Here is a 15398-nt window from a genome sequence, read left to right as displayed (position 1 = left end):
TGGCGGAGTTCAACCTTTTGATTGATGCCGCTCGGCGGCCCGGACCCTAGGCTGGACGGATGGCGACCGATCGACCCCGCACCACCCCCGTCGCCCGCGTCCTCCGGGTCTGCCTGCACCTGCTCGTGGCGGGCCTGCTCGCGCTCGCCGTCGTCCGGGCCCTGGCCGGGGGCGACGGCGATCCGGCGGCCGTCCTGGCCGCCGCGACCGCGATGGCCGCCGTCTACACGGGCGGGCCGCTGATCGGGGCCGTCGGCCGCTCCCGCCGGGCCGCCGCGCTCTGGCTCGCGCTCCTCGGCGCCACCTGGGTGGGCCTGCTGGTGGCCACCCCGGACGGCGTCTGGCTGGCCTTCCCGCTGTACTTCCTGGAACTGCACCTGCTGGGCCGGCGGGCCGGGCCGGTGGCGGTGGGGCTCACCGCCGTCGCGGCCGTCGTCGCCTACTCCGCCCACCGGCACACGGTGGGCGTCGCGCCGGCGATCGGGCCGCTGCTGGGGGCCGCCGTCGCCGCCGCGACCGTCCTCGGCTACCAGGCGCTCTACCGGGAGAGCGAGGAGCGCCGCCGCCTGATCGACGATCTGACCGCCGCTCGCGCGGACCTCGCCGCCGCCCATCACGCGGCCGGGGTGCTCGCCGAGCGCGAACGGCTGGCCCGGGAGATCCACGACACCCTCGCGCAGAGTCTCACCAGCATCCAACTGCTGCTGCGGGCCGCGCAGCGCGCCCTGCCGGAGCGCACCGGGGCCGCCGCCGAGTACGTCGAACAGGCCCGGCAGGCCGCCCAGGACAACCTCGACGAGGCCCGCCGCTTCGTCCGCGCGCTCACGCCGCCGGCGCTGGAGAGCGACACCCTGCCGGTCGCGCTGGAGCGGCTGTGCGCCACGACGACGGTGCGCGGCGGGCTGCCGGTGCGGCTGCACGTCTCCGGTGAGCGGGTCCGGCTGCCGGTGCCGCACGAGGTGGCGCTGCTGCGGATCGCGCAGTCGGCGCTCGGCAACACGGTGCGGCACGCCGGGGCGACGCACGCCGAGGTGACGCTCAGCTTCCTGGCGGGCGAGGTGGCGCTGGACGTGGTGGACGACGGGGCGGGGTTCGACCCTGCGGCGGTGGGGGACACGGCGGCTGCGGCGGACGGCGGGGACGGCGGGTACGGGCTGCCGTCGATGCGGGCCCGGGCGCGGGCGCTCGGCGGGACCTTCGCGGTGGAGTCCGCGCCGGGGGAGGGCACGGCGCTCGCCGTGCTGCTGCCGCTGCCCGGCAGAGCGTTCGAAGCGTCCGAGACGACCGGGGAGCCGTCATGACCGAGGCCGTGATCCGCCTGCTGCTCGCCGACGACCACCCGGTGGTCCGGGCGGGCCTGCGGGCCGTCCTGGAGAGCGAGCCGGACTTCGCGATCGTCGCGGAGGCCGCGACCGCCGAGCGCGCCGTCGAACTGGCGGCGGAGCTGGCGGTGGACGTGGTGCTGATGGACCTCCAGTTCGGGCCCGGTTCGGCGATGAACGGCGCGCAGGCCACCGCCGCGATCACCGCCCGGGGCGCGGGCGCGCCGCGGGTCCTGGTGGTGACCACCTACGACACCGACGCGGACACGCTGCCGGCGCTGGAGGCCGGGGCGACCGGGTACCTGCTGAAGGACGCGCCGCCGGAGGAGCTGGCCCGGGCCGTGCGGTCGGCGGCGGCCGGGCGGCCGGCGTTGGCGCCCACCGTGGCGGACCGGCTGCTGGAGCGGATGCGGACGCCCGCGGCGGCGCTGAGCGTACGGGAGACGGAGGTGCTGGGGCTGGTCGCGGACGGGCTCACCAACCAGGCGATCAGCTTGCGGCTGCACCTGAGCCAGGCGACGGTGAAGTCGCACCTGGTGCGCGTCTACACCAAGTTGGGGGTCGAGTCGCGCACGGCGGCGGTGCGGGAGGCGCGGGCGCGGGGGCTGATCCGGCGCGGGGGTTGATCCGGCGCAGGGGGTGACCTGCGGCGGGCGTAGGGTGGGCGGATCCGTGTGCCGCGCGATCGGAGGATCCCCGGATGGCTGTCCGACTCGACGAACTCGCGGTGCCCGTGATCGCCGCGCCGATGGCCGGCGGGGCGTCCACGCCGGAGCTGGTGGCCGCCGTGAACGGGGCGGGCGGGCTGGGCTTCCTGGCCGCCGGGTACCGCTCCGCCGACGCTATGGCCGAACAGATCGACCGCGCCCGGGAGTTGACGGACCGTCCGTTCGGGGTGAACCTCTTCGTGCCGACCACACCGGCCGCGCCGGGCGACGCGGCGGCCGTCGCCGCCTACCGGGAGCGGCTGCGGCCGGAGGCGGAGCGCCACGGGGTCGTCCTGCCGGAGGAGATCGGGCCGGACCGGGACGACTGGGACGCCAAGATCGCCGCGCTGCTGGCCGGGCCGGTCCCCGTGGTCTCCTACACCTTCGGCCTGCCCGCCGCCGAGGAGGCGCGGGCGCTGCGGGCGGCGGGGACCGTCCAGGTGGGCACCGTGACCACGCCGGAGGAGGCACGCCGGGCCGAGGCGGCCGGGATGGACGCGCTCTGCGTGCAGGGTCCGGAGGCGGGCGGGCACCGGGCCACCCACGGGGTGGCGGACCGGCCGGGGGACGTCCCGCTGCTCGAACTGCTGGCCGCCGTACGGGCGGTGACGGGGCTGCCGCTGGTCGCGGCGGGCGGGCTGGCGGACGGTCCGGCGGTGGCGGCCGCGCTGCGGGCCGGGGCGGTGGCGGTGCAGCTGGGGACGGCGCTGCTGCGGGCGGACGAGGCGGGGACCTCGGCGGCGCACCGGGCGGCGCTGACGGAGTTCGAGGCGACGGCGGTGACCCGGGCGTTCACCGGGCGCCCGGCGCGGGGGCTGCGCAACGCGTTCATCGACCGGTACGGGTCGTTCGCCCCGGCGGCCTATCCGGAGGTGCACCACCTGACCCAGCCGCTGCGCGCGGCGGCGACCCGGCGCGGTGACACCGCGGCGATGCACCTGTGGGCCGGGACGGGGCACCGGGCGGCGCGCGGCGGCCCGGCGGCGGAGCTGGTCGCGCGGCTGTGGGGGGAGGCCCGGGCCGCCGGGCGGTGAGCCCGACGGCCCGAGGGCCCCGAACGGCGCCGGCCCGGCCGCCGTAGCGCCGGCACCGCGGACTCAGCCCAGCAGTTCGGCCATCCAGGACTCGATGGCCGGGACGGTGCGCGGGAGCGCGCCGGACATCAGGCGCGCGCCCTCGGCGGTGATCACCAGGTCGTCCTCGATCCGGATGCCGAGGCCGCGCAGTTCGGCGGGGAGGGTCTCGTCGTCGGGCTGGAGGTAGAGGCCGGGCTCGACGGTGAGCACGTGGCCCTCCTCCAGGACGCCGTCCAGGTACGTCTCGGCGCGGGCCCGGGCGCAGTCGTGGACGTCGAGGCCGAGCATGTGGCCGGTGCCGCAGAGGGTGTAGCGGCGGTAGAGGCCGCTGTCCTCGGCGAGCGCCTCCTCGGCGGAGACGGGCAGGACGCCCCAGTCGGCGAGGCCCTCGGCGATGACCCGGGCGGCCGCGGCGTGGAAGTCGCGGAAGCGGGCGCCGGGGCGCAGGGCGTCGATGCCGGCCTGCTGGGCGGCGAGGACGAGCTCGTAGGCCTGGCGCTGGACGGGTGTGAAGGTGCCGCTCAGCGGGAGGGTGCGGGTGATGTCGGCGGTGTAGAGGGTGTCGGTCTCCACGCCGGCGTCGAGCAGCAGCAGGGCGTTCGGGTCGAGCGCGCCGTCGTTGCGGATCCAGTGCAGGACGCAGGCGTGGGCGCCGGAGGCGGCGATGGTCTCGTAGCCGGTGCCGTTGCCCTCGGCGCGGGCGCGCAGGTTGAACACGCCCTCGATCCAGCGCTCGCCGCGGTGGTGGCGCAGCGCGGCGGGCAGGGCGCGGACGACGTCCTCGAAGCCCAGCACGGTGTGGTCGACGGAGAGTTGGAGCTGCTCGACCTCCCAGGTGTCCTTGACGAGTCGGAGTTCGGAAAGGACGGCGGCGAACAGGCCGTCGGCGGCGGTGAGTTCGGCGGAGCCGGGGCGGCCGGTGGCGGCGTCGAGCTCGGGGTCGGCGCCGGCCAGCACCCGGGTGGTGGGCTGCGGGCCGGTGAGCAGCTTGTCGAGTTCGTCGAGGTGTTCGACGCGGACGCCGGTGAGCCGCGCGGCCTCGTCGAGGTCGGGGCGGCGGCCGACCCAGAACTCGCCGTAGCGGCGGTCCCGGAAGAACTCGGCGCCGCGCACCGGGTCGCCGCCGCGCGGGGAGCGGGGGCGCAGGTAGAGGACGGGCTCGTGGCCGTCGGTGCCGGTCGGCTCCAGGACGAGCACGTGGCCGACCTGGTCCTCGCCGGTGAGGCCGGTGAGCCAGGCGTAGGCGCTGTGCGGGCGGAAGCGGTAATCGACGTCGTTGCTGCGGACCTTGAGCCGGCCGGCCGGGACGATCAGGCGCTCGCCGGGGAAGGCCGCGGACAGCCGGGTGCGGCGGCCGGGGGTGACGGCGTACCCGGGCACGCGGTCGTCGGCCGGGAGCGGGGTGGGCGCCCAGGCGGTGCCCATGAAGGCGTTGAGCGCGGCGGACACGGGAAGGTCGTGGCTTCCGGTGTTGAGACCGGTCTGACGGAGGGTCACCGGGTGCTCCTAAGCGGGGTGGTACGGAGTTGGGGGAGGGGGCGCGGCACGGACACAGCTCGGTAACGGGCGGCGCCACCTCTTGTGCAGTGCAATTTCACATTACTATGTTACGGGTCACACCGGCGGAGCGGCTAGACCCCCTGAGGTCGCCCTCCCGGCCGGGCCCCGGATCCACCCCCGGGGTCGGACGACGGGCCTTCACAGCGGGCCCCCCACTGCGGAGTCATTATGAACAGGCGTACCCAGACCGCCCTCGCGGCGGCCATCGCGGCGGCACTCACCCTCGGGCTCGGAGCCTGCGGCAAGAAGGACAAGGACGACAGCGGCTCCGGCGACACCGCCGCCACCTCCACCAAGGGGCCCGGCGCCGACACCGGCACGCTGGTGGGCGGCACGCCCGTCAAGGGCGGCACCCTCACCGTGCTGACCAACCAGGACTTCGCCCACCTCGACCCGGCCCGCAACTGGACCCTGCCGCAGATGGACTTCGGCACCCGGCTGATCTACCGCACCCTGGTCACCTTCAAGGCCCAGCCGGGCGAGGCCGGCAACGAGATCGTCCCCGACCTCGCCACCGACGTCGGCCGCCCCTCCGACGGCGGCCGGACCTGGACCTTCACCCTGCGCGACGGCCTGAAGTACGAGGACGGCTCCCCGATCAAGTCCTCCGACATCAAGTACAACGTCGAGCGCTCGTTCTCCCCGGACCTCACCGGCGGCCCCGACTACGCCGTCCAGTACCTGGCCGGCGGCGAGAACTACAAGGGCCCGCTGAACGGCGAGCACCTGCCGAGCATCGAGACGCCGGACGACAGGACCATCGTCTTCCGCCTCAAGCGCCCGGTCGCCGAGTTCTCCTACACCGCGACCCTGCCCACCTTCGCGCCCGTGCCGCCGGCCCAGGAGAAGGGCACCCAGTACGACATGCGGCCGTTCTCCTCCGGCCCGTACAAGATCGAGAGCTACGACCGCGGCAAGCAGCTCGTGCTGGTCCGCAACGGCAACTGGGACGCGGCCACCGACCCGATCCGCAAGGCCTACCCGGACAGGATCGTGGTCACCCAGGGCCTCAAGGGCGGCCAGGTCGACGACCGCGTCATCGCCAGCGACGGCGCCGACGCCTCCGCCATTGAGATGCCCTGGATGCGGCCCGAGTCGGTCTCCAAGGTGCTGCCCAAGCCCGACGTCAAGGCCCGGCTGGTCGCCGAGCGCACCGGCTGCACCGACAGCCTCTACCTGAACACCTCCAAGGCGCCGTTCGACGACCCGAAGGTCCGCGAGGCGGTCATGTGGGCGGTCGACCGCGAGGCCCAGGTGACCGCGTTCGGCGGCCCCGCCATCGCCGACGTCGCGACCTCCTTCCTGCCGCCGTCGCTGACCGGCGGCGTCAAGGCCGACCCGCTGAGGGTCCCGGCCGCCGGCGCCCCGGCGAAGGCCAAGGAGCTGCTCAAGGCGGCCGGCAAGGCCGACCTCAAGGTCGCGCTCACCGTCTCGCTCGGCGACAAGACCCGCGGCGAGGCGATCCAGCAGTCGCTGGCCAGGGCCGGCGTCCAGGTCACCGTCAACACCGTCGACCCGTCGGCGTTCACCGACACCCTCGGCGACGCCAAGGCCGCGCCCGAGCTGACCATCAACGGCTGGTGCCCCGACTACCCGTCCGGTGCCACCTTCCTGCCCTTCCTGTTCGACGGCCGCACCATCAAGGACAAGGGCAACCAGGGCAACTACAGCCAGTTCCGCGACCAGGCCACCATGGACGAGATGGACCGCATCGCCGGCCTCTCGGACGTGAAGGAGGCCAACGAGGCCTGGAGGAAGCTGGACGAGGAGCTGATGAAGAAGGCTCCGGCCGTTCCGCTGATGTGGCAGCGCCGCGCGCTGCTGGTCGGCACCAACGTGGCCGGCGCGTTCGGCGCCCCGGGCTACGCCGGCATGATCGACATGGCCGCCGTCGGCCTCAAGGACCCCGCCAAGAGCCAGGGCTGAGGGGTCGTCCGGCAATGAGCGGAACCACCACTGAGCCCGCCGCCGCGCCCGTCGCGGCGGCGGGCCCCGCGAAGCCCTCCGGGCGCGGGCCCTGGCGGCTGGTCCTGGACCAGCTGTGGGCCAAGGGTTCGGCCCGGTTCGGTCTGGTCATGGTCGCCTTCCTGATCCTGCTGGCCGCGCTGGCCGGCCCGCTGAGCGCGCTCGGCGGCTGGAGCGCCGAGGAGTTCGACAAGCGCGCCATCGACGCCTACCTGGGCGGCCTGCCCAAGGGCGACTTCGGCGGCGTGGGGGCCCGGCACTGGTTCGGCGTCGAGCCGGCCAGCGGCCGCGACCTGTTCGCCCGCGTCCTGCACGGCGGCCAGGTGTCCCTGCTGATCGCCTTCGTCGCCACCGCCGTCGTCGTGATCGCCGGCACCCTGGCCGGCATCGCGGCCGGCTACTTCGGCGGCCGCGTCGACAGCGCGCTGTCCCGGCTGATGGACCTCACGATGTCCTTCCCCTCGCTGATCTTCATGATCGCGATGATGTCGGTGGCCAAGGACGTCAACCGGATCCTGCTGATGACCGTGGTCATCGGCCTGTTCGGCTGGCCCGGGGTGGCCCGGGTGGTCCGCGGCCAGACCCTCTCGCTCAAGCACCGCGAGTACGTCGAGGCCGCCAAGGTGGGCGGCGCCCGCTCCTGGCGCATCCTCACCCGGGAGATCCTGCCCAACGTCTCCGGGCCGATCATCGCCTACACCACCCTGCTGATCCCCGGCATGATCGCCACCGAGGCCGCGCTCTCCTACCTCGGCGTCGGCGTCCGGCCGCCGACCCCCTCCTGGGGGCAGATGATCGCCGAGTCGATCGTCTTCTACGAGACCGACCCGACGTACTTCCTCATCCCGACGGTCTTCCTCTTCGTCGCCGTGCTCGCCTTCACCCTGCTCGGTGACGCGCTGCGCGACATCCTCGACCCGAAGGGCGGACGGGCGTGATCCTCTACCTCGGCCGCCGGCTGCTCGGCGTGGCCGGCATCCTGCTGGCCATCTGCGCCATCACCTTCACCATCTTCTACCTGCTGCCCAACGACCCGGCGGCGGCCGCCTGCGGCAAGACCTGCGGCCCCGACCGGCTGGCCGAGGTCAAGGCCGCGATGGGCCTGGACAAGCCGGTCTGGGAGCAGTTCGGCGCCTACCTCGCCGGCATCGTCGCCGGCCGCGACTACGGCAGCGGCCCCAGCGCCAGCCACTGCGGCTTCCCCTGCCTCGGCTACTCCTACGAGTACTCGCTGCCGGTCTGGGAGCTGCTGGTCGACCGCCTGCCGGTCTCGGTCTCGCTCGCCATCGGCTCGGCCGTGCTCTGGCTGATCCTCGGCCTCGGCGCCGGCATCACCTCGGCGCTGCGCAAGAACACCGCCACCGACAAGATCCTCACCGTCCTGTCGGTGGGCGCCGCCTCGCTGCCGGTCTACTTCACCTCGATCATGCTGATCTGGGGCATCGTACGGACCGCGGACCTGCTGCCGTACCCGGCCTACCACGACCTCACCGACGACCCGCTCTCCTGGGCCGCCAACCTGCTGCTGCCGTGGACGGCCCTGGCGCTGCTCTACGCGGCCCAGTACGCCCGGCAGAGCCGGACCTCGATGATCGAGGCGATGGCCGAGCCGTACATCCGCACCGCCCGCGCCAAGGGCATGCCCGCCCTCACCGTCACCGTCAAGCACGGGCTGCGCTCCGGCATGACGCCGATCCTCACCATCTTCGGCATGGACCTCGGCGGCCTGCTGGCCGGCGCCGTCATCACCGAGTCGATCTTCGGACTGCCCGGGATCGGACGGCTCTTCTACGACGGCCTGCTCCGCTCCGACCAGCCCGTCATCCTCGGTGTCACCCTGCTCGCGGCCTTCTTCATCGTCGTCGCGAACCTGCTGGTCGACCTGCTCTACGCCTTCGTCGACCCGAGAGTGAGGTACTGATGACTGCGTTGTTGGAGGTCGAGGACCTCGGGGTCTCCTTCGACACCCCGCGCGGCACCGTCCGGGCCGTCGACGGCATCACCTTCACCGTCGAGGCCGGCCGGACCCTCGGCCTGGTCGGCGAGTCCGGCAGCGGCAAGTCCGTCACCTCGCTCGCCGTCATGGGCCTGCACCGCGGCGCCCGGGTCGGCGGCTCGATCCGGCTGAACGGCCAGGAGCTCAACGGCCTCGGCGAGCGGGAGCTCGGCACCGTCCGGGGCCGGCGGATCGCCATGATCTTCCAGGACCCGCTGTCCAGCCTGCACCCCTTCTACCCGGTCGGGGAGCAGATCGCCGAGCACTACCGGGTGCACTTCAAGGCCTCCCGCAAGGCCGGGCGGCAGCGCGCCGTGGAGATGCTCGCCGAGGTGGGCATCCCCGAGCCGGCCCGCCGGGTCGACGAGTACCCGCACCAGTTCTCCGGCGGCATGCGCCAGCGCGTCATGATCGCCATGGCGCTCGCCTGCGAGCCCGAGCTGCTGATCGCCGACGAGCCGACCACCGCGCTCGACGTCACCGTCCAGGCCCAGATCCTCGACCTGATCGCCAGGATCCAGCAGGAGCGCGGCCTCGGCGTCGTGATGATCACCCACGACCTCGGCGTGGTCGCCCGGGTCGCCCACGAGGTGCTCGTCATGTACGGCGGCCGCGCCGCCGAACAGGCGCCCGTGGAGCGGCTGTTCGCCACCCCCGCGCACCCGTACACCCGCGGGCTGCTCGACTCGCTGCCCCGCCTGGACGACACCGACGACGCCCCGCTGCGGGCCATCCCCGGCAGCCCGCCGTCGCTGATCGCCCCCGCCCCCGGCTGCTCCTTCGCCCCGCGCTGCGTCCGCACCGCCGCCGCCACCGCCGAGGAGCACGCCCGCTGCCTGTCCGAGCGGCCGGAGTTCGGCCCGCTCGCCCCCGGCCACCAGGCCGCCTGCCACCTGCCGCTGGTGCCGGAAGGAGCCCTGGGATGACCGAACCCCTGCTGACGGTCCGGGATCTGGTGAAGACCTTCCCCGGCCGCCGCTCCCGCACCGGCAGGCCCGGCGCCCCGATCCGGGCGGTGGACGGCGTCAGCTTCGACGTCGGCGCCGGCGAGACGCTCGGCCTGGTCGGCGAGTCCGGCTGCGGCAAGTCCACCACCGGGCGCATGATCGTCCGGCTGATCGACCCGACCTCGGGCTCCGTCACCTTCGACGGCACCGAGATCGGCGGCCTGACCCAGGCCCAGCTGCGCCCGCACCGCAGGCACCTGCAGATGGTGTTCCAGGACCCGTACTCCTCGCTCAACCCCCGGCAGACGGTGGCCCGGATCATCTCCGAGCCGCTGCTGGTCCAGGGCAGCGGCGCGGCCGACGCGCGCAAGCGGGCGGCCGAGCTGATGGAGTTGGTCGGCCTCATCCCCGAGCACCTGGACCGCTACCCGCACGAGTTCTCCGGCGGCCAGGCCCAGCGCATCGGCATCGCCCGCTCGCTGGCCACCTCGCCCCGGCTGGTGGTCGCCGACGAGCCGGTCTCCGCGCTGGACGTCTCCATCCAGGCCCAGGTGGTCAATCTGATGGAGCGGCTCCAGGACGAGCTGGGGCTGGCGTACATCTTCATCGCGCACGACCTCTCGGTGGTCAAGCGGGTCTGCGACCGGGTCGCGGTCATGTACCTCGGCCGGATCGTCGAGATCGGCGACAAGCACCAGGTGTACGGCAACCCGGCGCACCCGTACACCAAGGCCCTGCTCTCCGCGGTGCCGCTGCCGGACCCGGCCGCCGAGCGGGCGCGCGAGCGGATCGTGCTGCTCGGCGACCCGCCGAGCCCGGCCGACCCGCCGTCCGGGTGCGGCTTCCACCCGCGCTGCCCGAAGGCCCGGGAGATCTGCCGCACCGAGCGGCCGCTGCTGCGGATCGCCGGTCCCGGCGGGCGCGAGGCGGCCTGCCACTTCCCGGAGAACTGATCCGGGACGCGGTCTCGCGGCCGAGGGCGCCTGCCGATGGGCGCGCCCCCGGCCGCGGCTGAACCGCCGTACCGTCCGACGCCCCACGGCGGACGGTACGGCACCGAACGCGCGAGGAGCACCGCTCCTCGTGTGCCGACCCCCGGTCGGGCGTGGCGGGGAGCCTGTGATGAGGGCCGCGCCCGACCGGGATCCACCCGGTCGATCTCTGCCGGGTGGGGTGGGCTCGCCGGGTCCGACCGGGTCGTCGGACCCGGCGGGCCCTTCCGCCGCTCCGTCGTTCCCGGGGACGGGCCCGTCGGGGTCACCCGTCCGGCGCCGGGTCCTTGACTTCAAGTCGACTTGAACTCCTAGCGTGTCCACGTGACCGAAACCTCGCCCGCCCGGACCGCCGCCACCGACGCCGACCAGGGACCGCACGCTCCGGAGGCGGCGCCGCGGGCGTCCTCCGGCTGGGGCGAACTGTTCTCCAAGCGGTTCGCCGCCCCGGCCTCGATCATGGCCGGCGGTGTCGCCCTGTACGCGATGAACCTCTACTTCACCGCCGCCCTGCTCCCCTCGATCGTCGAGGACATCGGCGGCGCCCGCTTCTACGCCTGGGTGGCGACCGGCTTCCTGATCGCCGCGGTGACCGCCGCGATGCTGGTCAGCCGGCTGCTCGCCCGGCTCGGGCCCTCCCGCGCCTACCTGACCGGCTTCCTGGTGTTCGCCGCCGGCGCCGGCCTGACCGCGGCCAGCCCGTCGATCGAGGCGCTGATCGTCGGGCGGGTCGTCCAGGGCCTGGGCGGCGGCCTGCTGGCCGGCCTCGGCTACGCGGTGATCCGCACCGCGCTGCCGGAGCGGCTGTGGACCCGCGCGGCGGGGCTGGTGTCGGCGATGTGGGGCGTGGGCACGCTGGTCGGCCCCTCGCTCGGCGGACTCTTCGCCGAGCTGGACGCCTGGCGCGGCGCCTACGTCGTGCTCCTGGTAGCCGCGGTGGTGCTGGCCGTCCTGGCCCGGCGCTCGCTGCCCGGCCCGTCCGGGTCGGGGCGCCCCGCCGAACCGCTGCCGCTGGCCTCGCTGCTGCTGCTGACGCTGGCGGCGGCCACCTTCAGCATCAGCTCGACGGTGCCCCGCGGCTGGGCGACGGCGCTGTGCATCGCGGCGGGCCTGGCGCTGCTGGCGGGCTTCCTGCTGGTGGAGCGCCGCGGGTCGGCGACCGTCCTGCCGAAGCTCACCTACCGGCGGGGCAACCACCTCAAGTGGATCTACCTGACCGTGGCGGTGTACTGCACGGGCGTGATGACCGAGACCTTCATCCCGCTGTTCGGCCAGGAGTTGGGCGGACTGAGCCCGCTGGCGGCCGGCTTCCTCGGCGCGACGGTGTCGGTCGGCTGGACGTCCGCCCAGCTGTTCAGCGTCAACCTGCGCTCGGACCGGGCCCGTTCGCTGGCCGTCCGGATCGGCCCGGCGGTGCTCACGGCGGGCCTGCTGGCCTACGGGCTGCTGCAGACCTCGCAGGCGTCCGGCGGCCGGGTGCTGCTGTGGGCGGTGGTGCTGGTGGCCGGCGGCACCGGCATCGGCGCGGCCTTCCCGCACCTGAGCGTCACCGCGATGCGCAGCACCGACGACGAGGTGGAGGGCGCCAAGGCGGCCGCCGGCCTCAACACCACCCAGCTGATCGCCTTCACGGTGAGCTCGGCGCTGGCCGGGACGCTGGTGAGCGTCGGCGGGGACTCCACGCTGGACGGCGCCCGGTACATGGTCTTCGGGCTCGGCGCGCTGACCGTGTTCGGCACCGCCACCGCCGCGCTGAGCCTGCGGCGGGCGCGGGCCGGGGCCTGAGCCAGGAGACCGCCCCGGTCCTCCTGGTGGGAGGACCGGGGCGGTCGGCCTGTTGGTTCAGGAAGCGGGGCCCACCCGGACGGTGGTGATCCGTCCGCCCTGGGACTCGCGGACGACCTCGATCCTGGTGTTGGTGTCCGGCACCTTCACCCCGAGCTGCGGGGTGGCCGGGTCGCTGTAGACGCCGGCGCGGTCGTTGAAGACCGGGACGGCCTGCTCGGAGCCGATCCGGACCGGCACGCCCGCCTTGTGCAGGGTGAACGCGGTGGTCGGCCTGAGCGAGAAGGTCGCGTCGAAGGTCTGCGCCCGGCCGTTGGCCAGGGTGCCGTCGGCGAACCGGATCGGCGTCGGGTGGGCGTCGATCGGCAGGATCAGGCCGCCGCCCGGGTGGTCCTTGGTGTTGTTGTCGCCGTAGCCGGTGTCCCAGAGCCAGACCAGCACGCCCTCCTGGTACGGGTAGTTGTCGACGATGTCCTTCTTGCCCTCGACCCCGGTGTAGCCGAAGCTGTACGGGCCGGTCTTCAGGAACTCGCCGTAGCCGGTGTAGCGGCGGTTCTCCACCAGGTACGCGCGCGGGTGCTGCTTGACCACGGTGCGGCCGGTGATGGCCGTGAAGCCGGTGGTGGCCCAGCCGTTGGAGCCGTTCTCGGCGCCGTCGGCGAACAGCTCGGTGCCGCCCGCGGTGATCCGCACGGCGTCGACCAGGACGCCCCGGCCGTGGGTGTTGCCGTCCGAGGTGACGTGCAGCCGCAGCCGGACCGTCCTGCCGGCGTAGCCGTCCAGCGGGATGTGCAGCTGCCGGTAGACGCCGGAAGTGCCGCTCAGACCGGGGACGTTGGCGCTGGTGTTGCCGAGCGGGGTGCCGTCCACGGTGCCGGGCAGGGCCGTCCAGCTCCTGCCGCCGTCGGTGGAGGCCTCGGCGGTCAGGAAGTCGTAGTCCTGCTCGATGTCGTACCAGACCGCCGCGTCGAGGGCGGCCGGGCCGGTGACGGCGCCGAGGTCGACGTCGCGGGCCAGCGCGTTGTCCAGGTTGTCGCCGGTGTCGCTCCACCACTGCCGGGCGCCCTCGCGCGGGTCGGCGAGGTCGGTGCTGGTGGTGCCGTCCGGCAGGTGGACCAGGACGGCCTGCGCCTGGTCGGTGTTGTAGCCGCTGACGCCGAGCGCGTGGCTGGAGCGGGTGGCGGCCTGCGCCTCGTCGTAGTTGAGCCAGCCGAACTGCAGCTTGCTCCAGGCGTCGAGGTCGCCGGGGTAGCCGCCGGTGGTGTTCCTGCCCTTGCCCAGGTACGAGCCGGAGGACATCAGCGACCAGAAGTTGACGCTGTTGTCGCCGCCGCTGGTGCTGTACAGGTCGGGCAGGCCGAGGTTGTGGCCGAACTCGTGGGCGAACAGGCCGACTCCGCTGTTCTCGCCCGCCTGGACGTAGTCGTAGACGTAGAGGCCGGTGTCGCCGACCGGTGCGCCGCCGATCCGGTTGCCCACCGGGCCGGTTCGGCCGGTCGCGTCCGGGAAGGTCCAACTGCGGTGCGCCCACAGCGCGTCGGCGCCCTGGGCGCCGCCGCCCCAGGTCTCGTCGACGCCCGCGTGCACGACGACGACGTTGTCGAGGTAGCCGTCGGGCTGGTCGAACTCGCCGTCCTTGTCGTGGTCGTAGCGGTCGTAGACGTCGTACTGGGCCAGTTCGGCCTTGACGTCGGCGGCCGAGCGGCCCGCGGCGATCCGGCTGTCGTACCAGGCCTTGACGGCGTCCCGGATGAACTCCTGCCCCTGGGTCCAGGCGCCGGAGCCCTGCGGGCCCTTGTTGGAGCCGTAGCGGGCCTCGTTCCAGGGCACGGTGACCCAGTCGCTGACGGTGCCGTCGAGGTCGTACCGGCCGGAGGACTGGGTGCGGTAGAAGTTGCGCATCGAGACCACGCCGGGCGTGTCGTCGAAGAACAGCTGCTGGTAGTACTGCCGGTTGAAGTCCTGGCTCCAGAGCGTGTGGTTGTCGCTCCTGCCGGGCTTGGGGATGGTGTTGTGCGCCGGGCCGGGGGTGCCGGCGTAGCGCGGCTGACCGTTGTACAGCGTGGTGTTGTCCACCTGGTCGCCGAACTGGGCGAGGATCACGAAGACCTTGTCCTTGCGCTCCTGCGCGAGTTGGACGTAGTCGTTGCCGATCCGCACCTTGGCGGGCGCCCTGTGGTCGGTGGTCTTCGCCACGGCGCCCTTGTTGAGCTGCTCCAGCGCCTTGGTGCGCAGCGACTGGCGCTCGCGCTCCTGCGGGGCGAGCGGGGCCGGCGGGGCTTCGAGGCCGCCGGGCTCGGCGGCCTGGGCGGTGACGGCCGCCGTGGTGGCGGGGGGAGCGGCCTGGGCGGGAGTGCCGAGGAGGGTGGCCGCTATCGCGCTCGTGGTGAGCGCGGCCGCGAGTACCGCGGACATTTTGCGCAACTGACCGGTCCTTTCCGGACGGTGGGGTGTCGGAGGGGTGACCGACGGTCGGGGAGCGCAGGTAATATTTCACATGGCATGGGTGGTGCGGAAGATGGCGAAATCGGCCCGCCCGCTCGCAGGTTCGCCCGTGGGTCAGGGCCGGAACGCGGAGCGCCGCACGGCCCGGGTGGGGTGGTCGTGCGGCGCGCGCGTGGGGTGTGCGGTCGGTGCGGTCAGCCCGCGGTGTACTCCACGACCACGCTGATCAGCGCCAGCGCCCCGAACACCAGCCCCAGGGTGGTCCGTCCGGCGGCGTGCAGGGCCAGGGCGCCGATCGCGAAGACCACCAGCTTGAGGGCGATCTGCGCGGCGGTCGGCAGCGGGAAGGTCGGCCCGCCGGCGGCCAGGAACAGGCCCCAGGTGAGCGCCGCGAGCGCCGGCGCGCCCACCCCGAGCAGGATCCGGGTGACCGTGCCGGAGCCGGTCTTGAAACCCCAGTAGCAGAGCGCCGCGAGCAGCCCCAGCTCCAGGGTGAAGGCGAGCCCGCCGTTGACGACGGTCACCGGGGTCCACTCCCGCTGCGCGACCGGTCCCGGTCTGCTGGTCCTCATCCGTTCGTCCTCCCCGTTCCGTGCGGCGCCC

At 73.9% G+C, this 15398-nt stretch carries 12 protein-coding genes; 9 read left to right on the top strand and 3 right to left on the bottom strand.

Features of this window, described 5'->3' with window-relative positions; all coding sequences use genetic code 11:
- Nucleotides 1-59 precede the first annotated feature (59 nt).
- The 3 genes from ACFP3U_RS07110 (at nucleotide 60) to ACFP3U_RS07100 (ending at nucleotide 3063) form a co-directional block, all read left to right on the top strand.
- Nucleotides 60-1301: a sensor histidine kinase gene (locus tag ACFP3U_RS07110; protein WP_380224380.1), complete on the top strand. Its 1242-nt coding sequence runs from the start codon at nucleotides 60-62 to the stop codon at nucleotides 1299-1301.
- Nucleotides 1298-1948, top strand: coding sequence for a response regulator (locus tag ACFP3U_RS07105; RefSeq protein WP_380224379.1), 651 nt, complete (start codon nucleotides 1298-1300; stop codon nucleotides 1946-1948). Before ACFP3U_RS07110 ends, ACFP3U_RS07105 begins: the two co-directional genes overlap by 4 nt.
- A gap of 74 nt (nucleotides 1949-2022) precedes the next feature.
- Nucleotides 2023-3063, top strand: a complete 1041-nt coding sequence (locus ACFP3U_RS07100) for a nitronate monooxygenase (RefSeq protein ID WP_380224378.1) — start codon at nucleotides 2023-2025, stop codon at nucleotides 3061-3063.
- Between the two features lie 63 nt (nucleotides 3064-3126).
- Here the strand turns inward: ACFP3U_RS07100 and ACFP3U_RS07095 are convergent, their stop codons facing one another.
- Nucleotides 3127-4530: an aminopeptidase P family protein gene (locus tag ACFP3U_RS07095; RefSeq protein ID WP_380224540.1), complete on the bottom strand. Its 1404-nt coding sequence runs from the start codon at nucleotides 4528-4530 to the stop codon at nucleotides 3127-3129.
- A 303-nt stretch (nucleotides 4531-4833) separates the two neighbouring features.
- On the opposite strand from ACFP3U_RS07095, the gene ACFP3U_RS07090 reads away from it, so the two are divergent.
- The 6 genes from ACFP3U_RS07090 to ACFP3U_RS07065 all read left to right on the top strand — a co-directional run bounded on the left by ACFP3U_RS07090 (nucleotide 4834) and on the right by ACFP3U_RS07065 (nucleotide 12350).
- Nucleotides 4834-6591 (top strand): ABC transporter substrate-binding protein, encoded by a 1758-nt coding sequence (locus tag ACFP3U_RS07090; RefSeq protein WP_380224377.1) that lies wholly within the window; start codon nucleotides 4834-4836, stop codon nucleotides 6589-6591.
- A 14-nt stretch (nucleotides 6592-6605) separates the two neighbouring features.
- Entirely contained in the window at nucleotides 6606-7568 is a 963-nt protein-coding gene (locus tag ACFP3U_RS07085; RefSeq protein ID WP_380224376.1) for an ABC transporter permease, read from the top strand.
- Nucleotides 7565-8551 (top strand): ABC transporter permease, encoded by a 987-nt coding sequence (locus ACFP3U_RS07080; protein ID WP_380224375.1) that lies wholly within the window; start codon nucleotides 7565-7567, stop codon nucleotides 8549-8551. Before ACFP3U_RS07085 ends, ACFP3U_RS07080 begins: the two co-directional genes overlap by 4 nt.
- Nucleotides 8551-9552 (top strand): ABC transporter ATP-binding protein, encoded by a 1002-nt coding sequence (locus ACFP3U_RS07075; protein ID WP_380224374.1) that lies wholly within the window; start codon nucleotides 8551-8553, stop codon nucleotides 9550-9552. The genes ACFP3U_RS07080 and ACFP3U_RS07075 overlap by 1 nt, the downstream gene beginning before the upstream one ends.
- Nucleotides 9549-10526 carry an ABC transporter ATP-binding protein gene (locus ACFP3U_RS07070; RefSeq protein ID WP_380224373.1) on the top strand — a complete coding sequence of 326 codons (978 nt, stop codon included), beginning with the start codon at nucleotides 9549-9551 and terminating at the stop codon, nucleotides 10524-10526. Before ACFP3U_RS07075 ends, ACFP3U_RS07070 begins: the two co-directional genes overlap by 4 nt.
- 363 nt (nucleotides 10527-10889) lie before the next feature.
- Entirely contained in the window at nucleotides 10890-12350 is a 1461-nt protein-coding gene (locus tag ACFP3U_RS07065; RefSeq protein WP_380224372.1) for an MFS transporter, read from the top strand.
- 57 nt (nucleotides 12351-12407) lie between these two features.
- Here the strand turns inward: ACFP3U_RS07065 and ACFP3U_RS07060 are convergent, their stop codons facing one another.
- Complete coding sequence (locus ACFP3U_RS07060; RefSeq protein WP_380224539.1) at nucleotides 12408-14765, bottom strand: immune inhibitor A domain-containing protein; 2358 nt, start codon at nucleotides 14763-14765, stop codon at nucleotides 12408-12410.
- A 224-nt stretch (nucleotides 14766-14989) separates the two neighbouring features.
- Nucleotides 14990-15367, bottom strand: a complete 378-nt coding sequence (locus ACFP3U_RS07055; RefSeq protein ID WP_380224371.1) for a YrdB family protein — start codon at nucleotides 15365-15367, stop codon at nucleotides 14990-14992.
- Between the last annotated feature and the right edge of the window lie 31 nt (nucleotides 15368-15398).

The organism is Kitasatospora misakiensis, assembly GCF_042656005.1.
In the GTDB taxonomy this organism is placed as follows: Bacteria; Actinomycetota; Actinomycetes; order Streptomycetales; family Streptomycetaceae; genus Kitasatospora; species Kitasatospora misakiensis.
Note: the sequence above shows the minus strand (reverse complement) of the source record. Positions and strands in the feature narration are given on the sequence as shown.

Coding starts and splice junctions, on each gene's coding strand:
- ACFP3U_RS07095 (WP_380224540.1), bottom strand. CDS start 4,530: ATGGGCACCGCCTGGGCGCCCACCCCGCTCCCGGCCGACGACCGCGTG.
- ACFP3U_RS07060 (WP_380224539.1), bottom strand. CDS start 14,765: ATGTCCGCGGTACTCGCGGCCGCGCTCACCACGAGCGCGATAGCGGCC.
- ACFP3U_RS07055 (WP_380224371.1), bottom strand. CDS start 15,367: ATGAGGACCAGCAGACCGGGACCGGTCGCGCAGCGGGAGTGGACCCCG.
- ACFP3U_RS07100 (WP_380224378.1), top strand. CDS start 2,023: ATGGCTGTCCGACTCGACGAACTCGCGGTGCCCGTGATCGCCGCGCCG.
- ACFP3U_RS07105 (WP_380224379.1), top strand. CDS start 1,298: ATGACCGAGGCCGTGATCCGCCTGCTGCTCGCCGACGACCACCCGGTG.
- ACFP3U_RS07110 (WP_380224380.1), top strand. CDS start 60: ATGGCGACCGATCGACCCCGCACCACCCCCGTCGCCCGCGTCCTCCGG.
- ACFP3U_RS07070 (WP_380224373.1), top strand. CDS start 9,549: ATGACCGAACCCCTGCTGACGGTCCGGGATCTGGTGAAGACCTTCCCC.
- ACFP3U_RS07090 (WP_380224377.1), top strand. CDS start 4,834: ATGAACAGGCGTACCCAGACCGCCCTCGCGGCGGCCATCGCGGCGGCA.
- ACFP3U_RS07075 (WP_380224374.1), top strand. CDS start 8,551: ATGACTGCGTTGTTGGAGGTCGAGGACCTCGGGGTCTCCTTCGACACC.
- ACFP3U_RS07085 (WP_380224376.1), top strand. CDS start 6,606: ATGAGCGGAACCACCACTGAGCCCGCCGCCGCGCCCGTCGCGGCGGCG.